Here is a 14810-nt window from a genome sequence, read left to right on the forward strand (position 1 = left end):
CCGTCAGCCGCACGTTGGACGCATGACCGAGAGTGAGCTCCCGCGTATCACCCGGCCGCCGATCGTGGTGCTCGGTGTCCAGCCGGGGGAACCCCCCTACCGGCTGGTGGAGGTGGCCGGTGAGCTGGTCGGCAAGGCGCACTCGGTCCTGGACGTGATCGAGATCGCCCGCTCGGTGGGGCTCGACGACATCGATCTCGACGACCCCGATGTCGTCCGCTGGGTGGGCGGCGACAAGTTCACCTGGACATCGTGGTGGCCCTATCACCCGCCGCCGTACGAGGAGGGTGAGCGACGCGGGAGGCGACAGGGCAGACGCGGACGGCAGGAGCGCCCCGAGGGCCCCGAGGAACGCGAACCCGACGAGACGCACGACTGACGTCTCACGACTGTCAACCAGGCGTTGACACTCCTCGGGGTGTCAACCTAAGGTTGACATATGACGGAACCCATCCGCATGACGCATCCCGTGCGCCTCGATGACCTCATCGGGGCCATCAAGAAGGTCCACACCGACGCCCTCGACCAGCTCACCGACGCGGTGATCGCCGCCGAACACCTCGACGAGGTGGCCGACCACCTGATCGGCCACTTCGTGGACCAGGCGCGGCGCTCGGGCGCCTCCTGGACGGATATCGGCAAGAGCATGGGGGTCACCCGGCAGGCGGCCCAGAAGCGCTTCGTCCCCAAGGGCGCCGGCGATCAGTCGGCCCTCGACCCCGCCCAGGGCTTCAGCCGGTTCACCGAGCCCGCCCGGAACGTGGTGATAGCGGCCCAGAACGAGGCCCGCGCCGCGTCCAACGACGAGATCCGCCCCGCCCACCTGATCCTGGGACTGTTCGTCGATCCCGACTCCCTCGCCGTGAAGGCGCTCACCGCCCAGGATCTGTCGGCGGACGCGGTCCGCGAGGCGGTCACCGCCTCCCTGCCGCCGGCCGCCGAGCGGATCCCCGACCTCATCATGTACGACCAGGACGCGCGCAAGGTGCTGGAGTTGACGTACCGGGAGGCGCTGCGGCTGGGGCACAACTACATCGGCACCGAGCACATCCTGCTCGCCCTCCTGGAGTTCGAGGACGGCTCGGGCCCGCTCGCCGCCCTCGGCGCCGACAAGGCCGCCGCCTCGGAGCACATCGCCCGCGCCGTCGCCGAGATCGCCGCTGCCCACGGCCAGGAATGAGAGAGGCCCCCGTCCGCTTCCGCGGCCGGGGGCCTTCCTCGTTCAGGGTGAGTAACGGGACTCGAACCCGCGACATCCTGGACCACAACCAGGTGCTCTACCAGCTGAGCTATACCCACCATGACCGGCGCTTCTCGCACCGGCCGAGAAAAAGTGTACAGGGTCGGCGGGGGTGCTCGCGCCCGGCTTTCGGGGAGCCGGGCGCGAGCGGTGGATCATGCGTGCCGGGCGGGCAGGACGTGCCTGGCCGCGATCGACTTCGCGGTGTCCGTGTCCGGGCCGGGCTGGGGCACGAAGACCGCCTCCCGGTAGTAGCGCAACTCCGCGATCGACTCATGGATGTCGGCGAGCGCGCGGTGGTTGCCGTTCTTTTTGGGGCTGTTGAAGTAGGCCCGCGGGTACCAGCGGCGGGCCAGCTCCTTGATCGAGGAGACGTCGACGATCCGATAGTGCAGATAGCTCTCGAGGACGGGCATGTCACGGAGCAGGAAGCCGCGGTCGGTACTGACCGAGTTTCCGCACAGCGGGGCCTTGCCCGGCTCCGGGACATGCTCGCGGATGTACGCCAGGACCTGCTCCTGGGCGTCCTCCAGCGTGGTGCCGCCATCGAGCTCGGCGAGCAGACCGGAGGCCGTGTGCATCTCACGCACCACCTCGGGCATGGTGGTCAGCGACTCGGCCGGCGGCCGGACAACGATGTCCACTCCGTCGCCCAGGATGTTCAGCTCGGAGTCCGTGACCAGCGCGGCCACCTCGATGAGCGCGTCGTCCGACAGCGAGAGCCCGGTCATCTCGCAGTCGATCCACACCATGCGATCGTTCATACGTCTCACCCTACGGGGCGTTCCCGCTGGCCGGGCAGGGTCGGACGGCCCGGAGCCCGTCCCGCCGCCTGCTCGGGAAGGCGTGGGGCGTACGCGTCCGACTCCGGTTTGCCCGGGTCCGTGCCACCGTGCGGATGCGGAGGGTGATGGTGATGGGCCGCGGAGTGACCGAGAGGTGTGCCGGGGCGCCGCAGCGGCAGGGCGTGCTCGCCCGGACGCTGCTCGATCACCTCGGCCCGTTCCGGCCGGTCCACCCGCTCGCCGCGCTCCAGCCGCTCCAACCGCTCCAGTCGGTCCGGCCGCTCCGCGGTCCCGCCCTGCGGTCTGCGGGCGCGGTACGCGGCCCGGTAGGCAGCCGGGGAGGACCCCAGCTGACGCCGGAAGTGGCCGCGCAGAGCCACCGGTGAACGGAAGCCGCAGCGCCCGGCGACCTCGTCGACCGAGTAGTCGGAGGTCTCCAGGAGCCGCTGCGCCTGAAGCACCCGCTGGGTGATCAGCCACTGAAGTGGAGCGCTCCCAGTGAGGGACCGGAAACGCCGGTCGAAGGTGCGACGGCTCATATAGGCGCGCGCGGCCAGGGCCTCGACATCGAACTGCTCATGCAGATGCTCCAGCGCCCACGCCACCACCTCGGCGAGCGGATCCGCGCCGATCTCCTCTGGTAAGGACCTGTCGAGATAGCGCTCCTGTCCTCCACCGCGGCGCGGCGGTACGACGAGGCGGCGGGCCAGGGCCCCCGCGGCGTCGGCGCCGTGGTCGGTGCGCACGATGTGCAGGCACAGGTCGATCCCGGCGGCGGTGCCCGCCGAGGTCAGTACGTCGCCGTCGTCCACGAACAGCTCGCGCGGATCCACATGGACGGACGGATAGCGCTTGGCGAGTGTCGGCGCGTACATCCAGTGTGTGGTCGCCGGGCGGCCGTCGAGCAGCCCGGCGGCCGCCAGTACGAAGGCCCCGGTGCACAGGCCCACGATCCGTGCGCCCTCCTCGTGTGCACGGCGGAGCGCGTCGAGCGCGGCGGCCGGTGGCGGCTGGGTGATCGACCGCCAGGCCGGTACGACGACGGTTCCGGCCCGGGACAGCGCCTCCAGGCCGTATGGTGCGGTCAGTTCCAGTCCGCCAGTCGTTCGCAGTGGCACATCTTCGCCCGCGCACACCAGAAGTCGGTAGCGAGGGACCCCGGCGTCCTGCCGGTCGATACCGAAGACGGAGAGCGGGATGGAGCTTTCGAAAATGGGGCCGCCGCTGAACAGCAGCACCGCGACGATTTCTCGTCGCCGGCGTCCGGAGAGCTTGCGCGAGGTCTCCGGTACGGTCGTGGAGTCCTGGCTCATGGCTCTAAGCCCCCCTCGGTGGTCGCGTCCTCTCGGTCCTGCACGTTTCCCCTCGGTCCTGAACGGTTCCCCCGCCGGTCATGGCCAAGATCGAATCTACTGTGTCGCGTGTGGTCGCCGTGACCAGTTCACCACCCGCCACTATGTCGACATGACAACTTGGCGCGAAGCATTCGATCACGAAGCGTTGCACTCGTAGCCCTCGCTGTGAAGTGCGCCTAGTGCGGACATCCACTTCGCGTAGGGGGTCAGATCGCCTCACGCCCCTTTCTACGCTTGCCTGAACGCGGTTGAGCACCGTGTTTGCCAAGGGAAGAACTGTGACGCGAAGTTGGCCGAAAACAGCCGGGTGTAGATGTGGAAAAGCGCCATGCGCCCGGCGTACGACCCCCTCGTACGCCGTCACCGCAGGGTGTGCGGAGCGCTACACAGCGCTCCCTCCGCCGTGCCGGCCGCCCCGGTGGGCGCCGATCCCGGTGCGCCCGTGACGGCCCCGGTGGGGGCTCACCGCGTCCGTGTCGAGCCGGGCCGCGACCCGCTCGGAATGGCGCAGCAGGGCGCGGCTGGCGGCGGTCACCACCGCCAGACCCGCGGCGGCGGCCAGGGCCGCGCCGAACGGCAGTCCGCACATCAGGAGGACGAGGGGAACCACCACACAACTGAAGGACGCCCAGCGGATCACCTCGTTCACCGCATCGCCCGCCAGGACCGGGGTGGGGACGGGCGAGGGGACCGCCGCGGGGGCCGGAACGGGGCGTGCGGCGGAGGCCCGCGCGGCGGTCCGGGCGCGGCCCCGGGACCGGCCGCGCGCGGCGGCGCGGGAGGTGGTCGCGGGGGTCGCGCCCGGGCTGCTGCCGAAGGCGTCGTGGACGCGGGGCACGGACACGGGCGGGGGCTCCTCTCAGGCCGTTGACGGGCACCGACGGGGTCGGACCCGGGCGTCCGGCCGGGCCGTCGGGGCCCGGTGGCGTCCGGTCGCGGCTACTACAACGCCGCCCCCGCCCCCAGGTCACTGCGGAGCGGCCGCACGGTGTACGGGAGGGGACCACGGGGCCTCAGGGGGGCCACTTGGGGCATTGCGTATCGGGCCGCCCTCCGGCATGCTCCGGGGAACGCTTCGGGCGCTCCGCTGCCGAAGCGGCCTCTGGGCAGACGACGAATGGCGCCGTACCCTGAGGGGTAAGGGCTTGGATAGATGAATCCCGGACGGATTTGGTTCGTTCGATCTCCGTCCCCGAGCTCCAGCGGAGTTCCCGTCCCCCGACAACTCCAACCCCAGTTCCCGCCGATTCCCTCCGCACGAGGACATCCTTCGCCGAGACACCGATGGCCGGTCACGAAATCCCCGAACCCGCGGACCGCAAGCGGGTCGCCGATCACATGGCGCACCCCGAAGCGGCGGAAGAAACACGTCATTCCTGCGATCCAGCGTTCCAGCACGGCGTTGTGGTGGGCTTCGACGGTTCCACCTCGAGCGAGCGCGCCCTCGCCTACGCGATCGGGATGGCCCGGCGCTCGGGCTCGGGCCTGATCATCGTGCATGTCGCCAACCGACTGCCGACGACCGTGTGGGCGGGCTGTGAGCCGCCCGTCTTCGTCGATGTCCCCGATCACCGCACCGAGGTGCTGGGGCTCGAGTTGGCGTGCGCCGACCATCTCTCCGAGGTGCCGTGGATCCTCGTCGAGCGGGGCGGGGACATCTGCCATGAGCTGGAGGAGGTCGGCCGGGAGTACGAGGCCGACGCCATCGTGGTCGGCTCCACCCATGGGCTGGTGGGGCGGATCTTCGGCTCGGTGGCCGGGCGGCTCGCGCGGCGGGCGCAGCGGCCCGTCGTGGTCATCCCCTGACCGTCCGCTGACGGATCCCTTCCGCGGTCCTCTTCTGAGCGCCCCTTCCGCGGTTTCTCTTCCATCCCCTGAGGGCTGCCTGATGAACCATGCCCTGAGGATGGCCTGATGGGCGCCTGAGCGCTGGTCGACGGTCGGCTGACTCCCGCTGGATTCCGCTCGAGCGGCCGTTGAGGACCTCTTGAAGGCCCCCCGAGTTCACCTCGATCCGGTGCGGGCCGCGCCAAACCGCCGCCGAGTGGATCCGATTGGCCATGCGCCAGGAATCGGACACCCCGAACTTGCCTCGACCGCAGGTGAGATGGCGTCAAGTCCATCTTGACAGTCGATAAGTCTACTGGTGCGTAGAGGTGGATCGGGTGTGTGTAAAGGGTACGTACGCATCATTCGCGCTGCCGCGCGGGAAGTGACGGTTCCCGCGGGGCGGCCGCCGCCGGCGGAAGGGCGACGCCGGCCAAGGAAGGCGGCCCCCGCGTGTGTGGTGGCATACGCGGGGACCGCCGGAAGCGTGCTCGAGTTACTCCACCGTCACCGACTTGGCGAGGTTGCGGGGCTTGTCGATGTCCCGGCCCAGCGCAAGCGCCGTGTGATAGGCGAGCAGTTGGAGCGGGATGCCCATCAGGATGGGATCGAGCTCCACCTCGTTGCGGGGTACCACGATCGTGTGGTCCGCCTTCTCCTGTTCCTGGTGCGCCACGGCGAGGATCCGGCCGCTGCGGGCCTTGATCTCCTCCAGGGTCGCGCGGTTCTTCTCCAGCAGGTCGTCATCGGGCAGAACCGCCACGGTCGGCACCTCCGGCTCGATGAGCGCCAGCGGCCCGTGCTTGAGCTCGGACGCCGGGTACGCCTCGGCGTGGACGTAACTGACCTCCTTGAGCTTCAGGGACGCCTCACGCGCCACCGGGTAGCCGCGGACCCGGCCGATGAACATCATGCTCTTTGCGTTCGCGTATTCCGCGGCGAGCTTCTTGATCTCCTCCTCGCCGCGCAGCACCTCGGCGATCTGCTCGGGCAGCTTGCGCAGCCCGGCGATGATCCGCTTGCCGTCGGCGACCGACAGATCGCGGATCCGGCCCAGGTGCAGGGCGAGCAGGGCGAAGGCGACGGCGGTGTTGGTGAAGCACTTGGTGGAGACGACGCACACCTCCGGGCCCGCGTGCACGTACACCCCGCCGTCCGTCTCGCGCGCGATGGCGCTGCCGACCACGTTGACGACGCCCAGCACCCGTGCGCCCTTGCGCTTGAGCTCCTGGACGGCGGCCAGGGTGTCGTAGGTCTCGCCGGACTGGCTGACCGCGATGTAGAGGGTGTCGGGGTCCACCACCGGGTTGCGGTAGCGGAACTCGCTGGCGGGCTCGGCGTCGGCCGGGATCCGGGCCAGCTCCTCGATCAGCTGGGCGCCGATCAGACCCGTGTGGTACGCCGAACCGCAGCCGAGGATCTTCACCCGGCGCACTCCGCGCGCCTCGCGGGCGTCCAGGTTGAGCCCGCCCAGCCGGACGGTGGAGAAACGGTCGTCGATCCGGCCGCGCAGCACCCGGTCCACGGCGTCGACCTGCTCGTGGATCTCCTTGTGCATATAGGTGTCGTGGCCGCCCATGTCGTAGGACTCGGCTTCCCACTCCACGGTGGTGGGGGAGGAGGAGGTGCGGCTGCCCTCGGTGGTGTAGGTGCGGTAGTCGTCGGCCTTGAGGGTGGCCATCTCACCGTCGTCCAGGGTGACCACCTGGCGGGTGTGGCTGACCAGCGCGGCGACGTCGGAGGCGACGAACATCTCCTTCTCGCCGATGCCCAGCACCACGGGCGAGCCGTTGCGGGCGACGACGATGCGGTCAGGGAAGTCCGCGTGCAGTACGGCGATGCCGTAGGTGCCCTCGATCAGGGTGAGCGCGTGGCGGACCTTCTCCTCCAGGGTGCTCGCCTGGGAGCGGCCGATCAGATGCGCCACTACCTCGGAGTCGGTCTCGGAGACCAGCTCCACCCCGTCGGCGACCAGCTTGGCGCGCAGATCGGAGGCGTTGTCGATGATCCCGTTGTGGACGATGGCGACCTTGCCGTCGGCGTCCGTGTGGGGGTGCGCGTTGATGTCGTTGGGCGCGCCGTGGGTGGCCCAGCGGGTGTGGGCGATGCCGACGGTGCCCGCGAAACGCTTGGGCAGCCGGGACTCGAGCTCACGAACCCGGCCCTTGGCCTTGGCGGTCTTCAGCCCGGCGCCCTGGGCGCCCTTGGCGGGCTTGGCCTGGATCGCGATGCCCGCGGAGTCGTAGCCGCGGTACTCCAGCCGCTGGAGTCCCTCCAGCAGCAGCGGTGCCACGTCGCGTTTGCCGATGTATCCGACGATTCCGCACATGGTGTTCAGGCCCTCCCTAGTGGATCGTTCACAGGTGCTCGGGGTCCGGGCGGCGGTGGCGGCCGCCGGGCGTGGTGTCAGCCGTAGACGATGCGGCGCAGCTGCCGCAGCGAGAGTTCGGGCGGCGCCACCGCGCGGTACGGCAGCTCGGCCGTGATCCGCTCGAAGATGTCCGCGTTGGTCAGCCCGCCGGACTGAAGCTCGCGGTGGCGGCGGCGGACGAACTCCTCGGTCGTCTCGTCGAAGTACGCCAGGACGTCCAGCACCACCCGGGCCGCCTCGCCGCGGCTCAGCGGCGTGGAGCGGACCAGATGGTCGACAAGGTCATCGTGGGACATACGGCGATCGAGCACCCGTCGATACTGCGGGGAAGAGGGTCGTTTCGCAAGAATCCTGCCCGATATCGGGCAGGGGCTAGAAGCGGCTGAGCGCGGCCTGCTTGGCGGCCGTGAACTCCTCCTCGGTGAGCACCCCGCTGTTGTGGAGATCGCCGAGCTGCCGCAGTCGCCGCAGCAGGGCGTCGTGATCTGTGTCACCGCCGCCGGGTCCGTCTGCCGCGCTCTGCCCGTTATGTGTGTGATGTGGGCTCTGGTGCCGGTCACCCGCGGGGAGCGCCGGGGCCGCGTCGGCGGGCTCGGCCGCCGGGGCCCCGGCGGCGCCCGGATGCGGCAGCCGGGCCGTGACGGCCGCCGCGACCAGCGCCATCGCCGGGCTGGTGCGTGAGCACGACTTCATCGCGCACGAAGACCTCAAGATCCGCAACATGAGCAAGGCTCCCGAGCCGAAGCCGGACCCCGATAAGCCGGGCAACTTCCTGCCCAACGGGGCCGCTGCCAAGGCGGGGCTGAACCGCTCGATAGCCGATGTCGGATGGGGGGTGTTCCTCGCGATCTTGACCGCCCAGGCAGAGTGGGCCGGACGGGAAGTGATGGCGGTGGACCCCCGCAACACCTCCCGGCGGTGCCCCGAGTGCGGGCACACCGCCAAGAAGAGCCGACCCACACAGGAGAAGTTCCACTGCGTCTCGTGCGGCCACAACGCGCGCGCCGACACAGTGGGCGCCCGGAACGTTCTACGGGCCGGGCTGGTCCGTCGCGAAGCCGCACCGGCATAGCGAGAAGCCACCCCGGTTACGGGGGTGGAGGAGTCACATCGAGTACATGGCCTTCCCCTTCCCCCCCGGCTGCCCGGGATCGCCGAACTCGGCTGGTCGCCGCAGGCCACCCACGACTGGGACTCCTACAAGTGCGGCTGGCCGCCCAGGGGCCCCACTGGACGTCCTGGGCATGACCTACTACCGCTCACCGCAGGTCCCCTGGCCCACATCCTGAACCGGGGGTGGCGGACCCCGATGGGGACCATCACGGTCAGCCCGCGAAGCCCAACTCCCGGGCGATCAGCATCCGCTGGACCTCACTGGTGCCCTCGCCGATCTCCAGGATCTTGGAGTCGCGCCACATCCGGGCCACCGGGTACTCGTTCATAAAGCCATAGCCACCGTGGATCTGGGTCGCCTCGCGGGCGTTGTCCACCGCGACACCGGAGGAGTAGAGCTTGGCGATCGACGCCTCCTTCTTGAACGGCTCACCGCGCACCAGCCGGGACGCGGCGTCCCGCCAGGCCACCCGGGCCATATGGGCGCGCATCTCCATGTCCGCGAGCTTGAACTGGATCGCCTGGTTGGCGCCGATGGGACGGCCGAACGACTCACGGGTCTTGGCGTACGACACCGACTCGTCCACACAGCCCTGGGCCAGCCCGGTGGCCAGCGCCGAGATCGCGATCCGGCCCTCGTCCAGTATCCGCAGGAACTGGGCGTAGCCGCGGCCCTTTTCACCCAGCAGATTGGCCGCCGGGACCCGGCACTCGGTGAAGGACAGCTCACGGGTGTCCGAGGCGTTCCACCCCACCTTGGAGTAGGGGGCGGCCACGCTGAAGCCGGGGGTGCCGGAGGGCACGATGATCGAGGAGACCTCGGGGCGGCCGTCGGCCGCGCGGTCGGTGACGGCGGTGACGGTGACCAGCGCGGTGATGTCCGTACCGGAGTTGGTGATGAAGCACTTGGAGCCGTTGATCACCCACTCGCCCGTGGCCTCGTCCAGCCGCGCGGTGGTGCGGGTGGCACCCGCGTCCGAACCGCCGCCGGGCTCGGTCAGCCCGAAGGCGCCCAGCGACTCCCCGGAGCACAGCCCCGGCAGCCACTGCCGCTTCTGCTCCTCGGTGCCGTAGAGGTAGATCGGCATCGCGCCGAGGGAGACCCCGGCCTCCAGGGTGATCGCGACCGAGGAGTCGACCCGCGCCAGCTCCTCCAGGGCCAGACCGAGCGCGAGGTAGTCGCCGCCCATACCGCCGTACTCCTCGGGGAACGGCAGGCCGAACAGGCCCATCCGGCCCATCTCCCGGATGATCTCGTACGGGAATTCATGGTGCTCCCAGTACTCCCCGATCTTCGGGGCGACCACGTCATGCGCGAACTCCTCGACGGTGCGGCGGAGTTCCTCGTGCTCGGCGGAGAGACGGTGGTCGATGGTCATGACTCAGATCTCCTTCTGGGAGAGTGCGCGGACGGTACGGGACGGGCTGGGGCGCCCCAGGTGCCGGGCCATCCACACGCTGGTGGCGGTGAGACGGCCGAGGTCGACCCCGGTCTCGATGCCGAGGCCGTCGAGCATCCACACCAGGTCTTCGGTCGCGAGATTGCCGGTGGCGCTCTTGGCGTACGGACAGCCGCCGAGGCCCCCGGCGGAGGCGTCGACGGTGGTGACGCCGTGCTGGAGCGCGGCGAGGGTGTTGGCGAGTGCCTGGCCGTAGGTGTCGTGGAAGTGGACGGCGAGCCGGTCGTTGGTCACGCCCGCCTCATTGAGGGTGGCCAGCAGCTCCTGGACATGGCCGGGGGTGGCCACGCCGATGGTGTCGCCGAGACTCACCTCGGCACAGCCCATGTCGATCAGGCGGCGGCTGACCGAGACGGTCTGGGAGACCGGGACCGGCCCCTCCCAGGGGTCGCCGAAGCACATCGAGAGATAGCCGCGCACCGTCACCCCCGCCTCCCGGGCGCGGGTGACCACCGGAGTGAACATCTCCAGCGCCTCGTCGACCGTGCGGTTGAGATTGGCCCTGGCGAAGGACTCGGTGGCGCTGGCGAAGACGGCGATCTCCCGGGCGCCGAGAGCGAGGGCCCGCTCGAGACCGCGCTCATTGGGCACCAGCACCGGCAGTCGCGCGGAGACATCGTCGATCAGCGGCATCAGCTGCTCGGCGTCGGCCAGTTGGGGCACCCACTTGGGGTGGACGAAGCTGGTGGCCTCGACCGTATCCAGACCGGCCTCGGCCAGCCGCCGGATGAACTCGGCCTTCATGACCACCGGCACCAGCGTCTTCTCGTTCTGCAAGCCGTCCCGAGGGCCCACCTCATGGATCCGGACCCGGGCGGGCAGCCCGGGGGCCGGAACGGTCATGGGGAGCCCGGCCGGTCCGGCGGGGGTGTCCGGCGCGGACATCACATACGCTCCTCGGTCTCGCTGGGCGTCTCGGACGGGGTGACGACCGCCAGCAGCTGGTCCATGGCGACCGTGCTGCCGGGGGCGACATCGAGCTCGGTGACGGTGCCGTCGTGCGGGGCGGAGATGAGGTGCTCCATCTTCATCGCCTCGACCACCAACAGGCCTTGGCCCGCGGTGACCTCGTCCCCGACGGCCGCCTTGACCACGGTGACGGTGCCGGGCATCGGGGCGGTGAGCTCCCCGGCGTGGGCGGCGGACGCACCGCCGCGCAGCGCCTCCTCGACCGGGTCGTGGCCCACCACGCGCCAGGTGTCCCCTTCGCGCCCCAGCCACTGGCTCGCGCCGTCCGCGACATGGCGGAAGGGGTAGGTGACCCCGGCCAGATCGAGCACGACCCGTCCGCCGTGCCCGCCGTGCCCCGTCAGCCGCGCCCGCAGGGCCTCGGCCGGGGCCGCGTCCTGGGCGGCGGGGGCGCTGTCCTGCCGCTCGAGCACGACCTCGGCGTCATGCGCTCGGCCGCGCACCCGGACCGTGACCGGGGGGTGGCCGGAGATCCGCAGCCGGTGGACGGTCCAGGCGGGGGTGCCACCCAGCCGCCAGCCGGTCGGCACCGAGAACGGGTCGACCCAGCCACCGGACCGCGGGCGGGCGTCATCCGGCACACCGGCCCCAGCGGGCTCAAGGGCCGACTGGCGCAGCAGCGCCGCCGTCACATAGACCTCGTCCGGGACCAGCTCCGGGACCAGGGAGGCCGCCGCGCGGTCGACCAGACCGGTGTCCAACTCGCCGGAGACCACCTGAGGATGGGCGGCCAGTCGGCGCAGAAAGCCCGCGTTGGTGTCCACGCCGAGCACACTCAGCTCGGCGAGGGCGGCCCGCAGCCTGCGCAGCGCGGTGGGCCGGTCCGGGCCATGGGCGATGACCTTGGCGAGCATCGGGTCGTAGGTGGTGCCGACCTCGGTGCCGGTGCTCAGCCCCGAGTCGACCCGGACACCTTCGCCCCCGGGCTCGTCCAGCGCGAGCACGGTGCCCGCCGAGGGCAGGAAGTCGACCCGCTCGCCGGTGGCACGCGCGGTCTCGGCGCAGATCCGGGCCTCCACGGCATGGCCGGTGAAGGTGATGTCCCGCTGGGCGTGGGGCAGCGGCTCGCCCGCGGCCACCCGCAGCTGCCACTCCACCAGATCGAGCCCGGTGATCAGCTCGGTCACCGGATGCTCGACCTGGAGGCGGGTGTTCATCTCCATGAAGCAGTACGCGGAGGGGTCGTCGCCCGGCACGATGAACTCCACCGTGCCCGCGCCGACATAGCCGCACGACCGCGCCGCCGAGGCCGCCGCCTCGCCCATCAGCGCCCGGGTGGCCTCGTCCAGCAGCGGGCTGGGCGCCTCCTCGATGATCTTCTGATGACGGCGCTGGAGTGAGCACTCGCGCTCCCCGAGGTGGATCACCCCGCCATGGCCGTCGGCCAACACCTGGATCTCGATATGGCGGGGCCGGTCGATCCAGCGCTCCACGAGCAGGGTGTCATCGCCGAAGGCGCCGCGCGCCTCCCGCCGGGCGGCCGCGATCTCGTCCGCGAGCAGCGCCTCGTCCCGCACCAGCCGCATGCCCTTGCCGCCGCCGCCCGCCGAGGGCTTGAGCAGCACGGGCATTCCGATCTCCCGTGCCGCCTCGGTGAGCTGGGCGTCCGTCAGTCCGCTGCCCGAGGAGCCGGGGACCACTGGCACTCCGGCCGTACGCACCGTCTCCTTGGCGCGGATCTTGTCGCCCATCAGCTCGATGGCGTCGGCCGGGGGGCCGACGAAGGCGAGCCCGGCATCGGCGCAGGCGCGGGCGAACGCCGCGTTCTCCGCGAGGAAGCCGTAGCCGGGGTGGACGGCCTGGGCGCCGGTGCGGGCCGCGGCCTGAAGCAGCTTCTCGATCGACAGATAGCTCTCCGAAGCCTGGGCGGGGCCGATCCGCACGGCGGTGTCCGCCTCCCGCACATGGCGGGCGTCCGCGTCGGCGTCGCTGTAGACGGCGACCGAGCGCACCCCGAGCCGACGCAGGGTGCGGATGACACGCACGGCGATCTCACCGCGGTTGGCCACCAGGACTGTCTCGAACATCGGGTGCATTCCCCTCACATCCGGAAGACGCCGTAGCCGGGCGCCGCGGGGTCCTTTTCGGGCAGCGGGGCGCTCGCGCACGCGGTGAGCGCGAGGCCGAGCACCGTACGCGTCTCCAAGGGGTCGATCACTCCGTCGTCCCACAGCCGGGCGGTGGCGTAATAGGCGCTGCCCTGGGTCTCGTACTGCTCGCGGACCGGTGCGCGGAACGCCTCCTCGTCCTCGGCGCTCCACTCCTCGCCGCGCGCCTCCAACTGGTCGCGCTTGACGGTGGCGAGCACCGAGGCGGCCTGCTCACCGCCCATCACCGAGATCTTGGCGTTGGGCCACATCCACAGGAAGCGCGGCGAATAGGCCCGGCCGCACATCGAGTAGTTCCCCGCGCCGTAGGAACCGCCGACCACCACCGTGAGCTTGGGGACCCGGGTGCAGGCCACGGCGGTGACCATCTTGGCGCCGTGCTTGGCGATACCGCCCGCCTCATAGCTGCGGCCCACCATGAAGCCCGAGATGTTCTGGAGGAAGACCAGGGGGATGCCGCGCTGGTCGCACAGCTCGATGAAGTGGGCGCCCTTCTGGGCCGATTCGGAGAACAGGATGCCGTTGTTGGCGACGATGCCCACCGGATGACCCATGATCCGGGCGAAGCCGGTGATCAGGGTGGTGCCGAACTCGGCCTTGAACTCGGCGAACCGCGAGCCGTCCACCACCCGCGCGATCACCTCCCGCACGTCGTACGGCGTGCGGGAGTCGACCGGAACCGCTCCGTACAGCCCCGCGGGGTCCACCGCGGGCTCCTCGGAGGGCTCCACCCGCCAGGGCAGCGTGCCCTGCTGGGTGGGGGAGGGCGGCAGGGTGGCGACGATGTCGCGCACGATCCGCAGCGCGTGGGCGTCGTCCTCGGCGAGGTGGTCGGTGACCCCGGAGACCCGGGAGTGGACCTCGCCTCCGCCCAGCTCCTCGGCGGTGACCACCTCGCCGGTGGCCGCCTTCACCAGCGGAGGCCCGCCCAGGAAGATGGTGCCCTGGCCGCGCACGATGACCGCCTCGTCGCTCATCGCCGGGACATAGGCACCGCCCGCGGTGCACGACCCCAGCACCGCCGCGACCTGGGGGATCCCGGCGCCGGACATCCGCGCCTGGTTGTAGAAGATCCGCCCGAAGTGGTCGCGGTCGGGGAAGACCTCGTCCTGCATGGGGAGGAAGGCGCCGCCGGAGTCGACCAGATAGACACACGGCAGCCGGTTCTCCAGCGCGACCTCCTGGGCGCGCAGATGCTTCTTCACCGTCATCGGGTAATAGGTGCCGCCCTTGACGGTGGCGTCATTGGCGACCACGACCACCTCGCGGCCCGCGACCCGGCCGATCCCGGCGATCACACCCGCCGCCGGTGCCTGCCCGTCGTACATCCCGTCGGCCGCCAGCGGGGCCAGCTCCAGGAACGGGGAGCCCGGATCCAGCAGGGTGTCCACCCGGTCGCGCGGCAGCAGCTTGCCGCGCGAGGTGTGGCGTGCCCGCGCCTTCTCGCCGCCCCCCAGCCGCGCCGCGGCCAGCTTCTCGCGCAGGCGCGCGGCCAGCTCGCGGTGTGCGGCCTCATTGGCCTTCCAGGCGTCGGACGCCGGGTCGGCGCCGCTTCGCAGCACCGGTGCCTGCTCCATCGCTA

At 70.9% G+C, this 14810-nt stretch carries 13 protein-coding genes, 1 tRNA gene and 1 pseudogene; 4 read left to right on the forward strand and 11 right to left on the reverse strand.

Annotated features, from left to right (window positions below):
- Positions 1–22: 22 nt before the first annotated feature.
- Together AC4BEG_RS22195 and AC4BEG_RS22200 are read left to right on the forward strand one after the other, a co-directional pair.
- A complete protein-coding gene (locus tag AC4BEG_RS22195; protein ID WP_490701499.1) occupies positions 23–379 on the forward strand; it encodes a hypothetical protein in 357 nt (118 codons plus the stop codon).
- 60 nt (positions 380–439) lie between these two features.
- A complete protein-coding gene (locus AC4BEG_RS22200; RefSeq protein WP_490701500.1) occupies positions 440–1180 on the forward strand; it encodes a Clp protease N-terminal domain-containing protein in 741 nt (246 codons plus the stop codon).
- Positions 1181–1226: 46 nt separating this feature from the next.
- Here AC4BEG_RS22200 and AC4BEG_RS22205 read toward each other — a convergent pair.
- The 4 genes from AC4BEG_RS22205 to AC4BEG_RS22220 form a co-directional block, all read right to left on the reverse strand.
- A tRNA-His gene (locus AC4BEG_RS22205) sits at positions 1227–1299 on the reverse strand.
- A gap of 96 nt (positions 1300–1395) precedes the next feature.
- Positions 1396–2004, reverse strand: coding sequence for an oligoribonuclease (orn, locus tag AC4BEG_RS22210; protein WP_490701501.1), 609 nt, complete (start codon positions 2002–2004; stop codon positions 1396–1398).
- Between the two features lie 5 nt (positions 2005–2009).
- Positions 2010–3338 (reverse strand): helix-turn-helix domain-containing protein, encoded by a 1329-nt coding sequence (locus tag AC4BEG_RS22215; protein WP_490701502.1) that lies wholly within the window; start codon positions 3336–3338, stop codon positions 2010–2012.
- 424 nt (positions 3339–3762) lie between these two features.
- Positions 3763–4224, reverse strand: a complete 462-nt coding sequence (locus AC4BEG_RS22220) for a hypothetical protein (protein ID WP_490701503.1) — start codon at positions 4222–4224, stop codon at positions 3763–3765.
- Between the two features lie 440 nt (positions 4225–4664).
- On the opposite strand from AC4BEG_RS22220, the gene AC4BEG_RS22225 reads away from it, so the two are divergent.
- Positions 4665–5186: a universal stress protein gene (locus AC4BEG_RS22225; RefSeq protein ID WP_201875442.1), complete on the forward strand. Its 522-nt coding sequence runs from the start codon at positions 4665–4667 to the stop codon at positions 5184–5186.
- Positions 5187–5703: 517 nt separating this feature from the next.
- Here the strand turns inward: AC4BEG_RS22225 and glmS are convergent.
- The 3 genes and pseudogenes from glmS to AC4BEG_RS22240 form a co-directional block, all read right to left on the reverse strand.
- Positions 5704–7536, reverse strand: a complete 1833-nt coding sequence (glmS, locus tag AC4BEG_RS22230; RefSeq protein WP_490701504.1) for a glutamine--fructose-6-phosphate transaminase (isomerizing) — start codon at positions 7534–7536, stop codon at positions 5704–5706.
- A gap of 77 nt (positions 7537–7613) precedes the next feature.
- A complete protein-coding gene (locus AC4BEG_RS22235; RefSeq protein ID WP_176182841.1) occupies positions 7614–7889 on the reverse strand; it encodes a hypothetical protein in 276 nt (91 codons plus the stop codon).
- Positions 7890–7950: 61 nt separating this feature from the next.
- Positions 7951–8256: pseudogene (locus AC4BEG_RS22240) on the reverse strand (SHOCT domain-containing protein); the annotation flags it as partial.
- Between the two features lie 208 nt (positions 8257–8464).
- On the opposite strand from AC4BEG_RS22240, the gene AC4BEG_RS22245 reads away from it, so the two are divergent.
- Positions 8465–8650, forward strand: coding sequence for a zinc ribbon domain-containing protein (locus AC4BEG_RS22245; RefSeq protein WP_490707160.1), 186 nt, complete (start codon positions 8465–8467; stop codon positions 8648–8650).
- A 253-nt stretch (positions 8651–8903) separates the two neighbouring features.
- Here the strand turns inward: AC4BEG_RS22245 and AC4BEG_RS22250 are convergent, their stop codons facing one another.
- Genes AC4BEG_RS22250 through AC4BEG_RS22265 form a run of 4 tightly spaced genes read right to left on the reverse strand, consistent with a single transcriptional unit; the run spans position 8904 to position 14805 of the window.
- Positions 8904–10070: an acyl-CoA dehydrogenase family protein gene (locus AC4BEG_RS22250; protein ID WP_490701505.1), complete on the reverse strand. Its 1167-nt coding sequence runs from the start codon at positions 10068–10070 to the stop codon at positions 8904–8906.
- Positions 10071–10073: 3 nt separating this feature from the next.
- On the reverse strand, positions 10074–11036 hold the full coding sequence (locus AC4BEG_RS22255) for a hydroxymethylglutaryl-CoA lyase (protein ID WP_490701506.1): 963 nt from the start codon (positions 11034–11036) through the stop codon (positions 10074–10076).
- On the reverse strand, positions 11036–13147 hold the full coding sequence (locus AC4BEG_RS22260; protein ID WP_490701507.1) for an acetyl/propionyl/methylcrotonyl-CoA carboxylase subunit alpha: 2112 nt from the start codon (positions 13145–13147) through the stop codon (positions 11036–11038). The genes AC4BEG_RS22255 and AC4BEG_RS22260 overlap by 1 nt, the downstream gene beginning before the upstream one ends.
- Before the next feature lie 14 nt (positions 13148–13161).
- Positions 13162–14805, reverse strand: a complete 1644-nt coding sequence (locus AC4BEG_RS22265; RefSeq protein ID WP_490701508.1) for a carboxyl transferase domain-containing protein — start codon at positions 14803–14805, stop codon at positions 13162–13164.
- Between the last annotated feature and the right edge of the window lie 5 nt (positions 14806–14810).

It is taken from the genome of Streptomyces sp. JLBJ103 (assembly GCF_058215575.1).

Bases quoted from the DNA above. Each gene is read 5' to 3' on its own strand.
- AC4BEG_RS22215 (WP_490701502.1), bottom strand. From the start codon at position 3,338: ATGAGCCAGGACTCCACGACCGTACCGGAGACCTCGCGCAAGCTCTCC.
- AC4BEG_RS22255 (WP_490701506.1), bottom strand. From the start codon at position 11,036: ATGTCCGCGCCGGACACCCCCGCCGGACCGGCCGGGCTCCCCATGACC.
- AC4BEG_RS22260 (WP_490701507.1), bottom strand. From the start codon at position 13,147: ATGTTCGAGACAGTCCTGGTGGCCAACCGCGGTGAGATCGCCGTGCGT.
- AC4BEG_RS22200 (WP_490701500.1), top strand. From the start codon at position 440: ATGACGGAACCCATCCGCATGACGCATCCCGTGCGCCTCGATGACCTC.
- orn (WP_490701501.1), bottom strand. From the start codon at position 2,004: ATGAACGATCGCATGGTGTGGATCGACTGCGAGATGACCGGGCTCTCG.
- AC4BEG_RS22265 (WP_490701508.1), bottom strand. From the start codon at position 14,805: ATGGAGCAGGCACCGGTGCTGCGAAGCGGCGCCGACCCGGCGTCCGAC.
- glmS (WP_490701504.1), bottom strand. From the start codon at position 7,536: ATGTGCGGAATCGTCGGATACATCGGCAAACGCGACGTGGCACCGCTG.
- AC4BEG_RS22250 (WP_490701505.1), bottom strand. From the start codon at position 10,070: ATGACCATCGACCACCGTCTCTCCGCCGAGCACGAGGAACTCCGCCGC.
- AC4BEG_RS22245 (WP_490707160.1), top strand. From the start codon at position 8,465: ATGGCGGTGGACCCCCGCAACACCTCCCGGCGGTGCCCCGAGTGCGGG.
- AC4BEG_RS22225 (WP_201875442.1), top strand. From the start codon at position 4,665: ATGGCCGGTCACGAAATCCCCGAACCCGCGGACCGCAAGCGGGTCGCC.
- AC4BEG_RS22195 (WP_490701499.1), top strand. From the start codon at position 23: ATGACCGAGAGTGAGCTCCCGCGTATCACCCGGCCGCCGATCGTGGTG.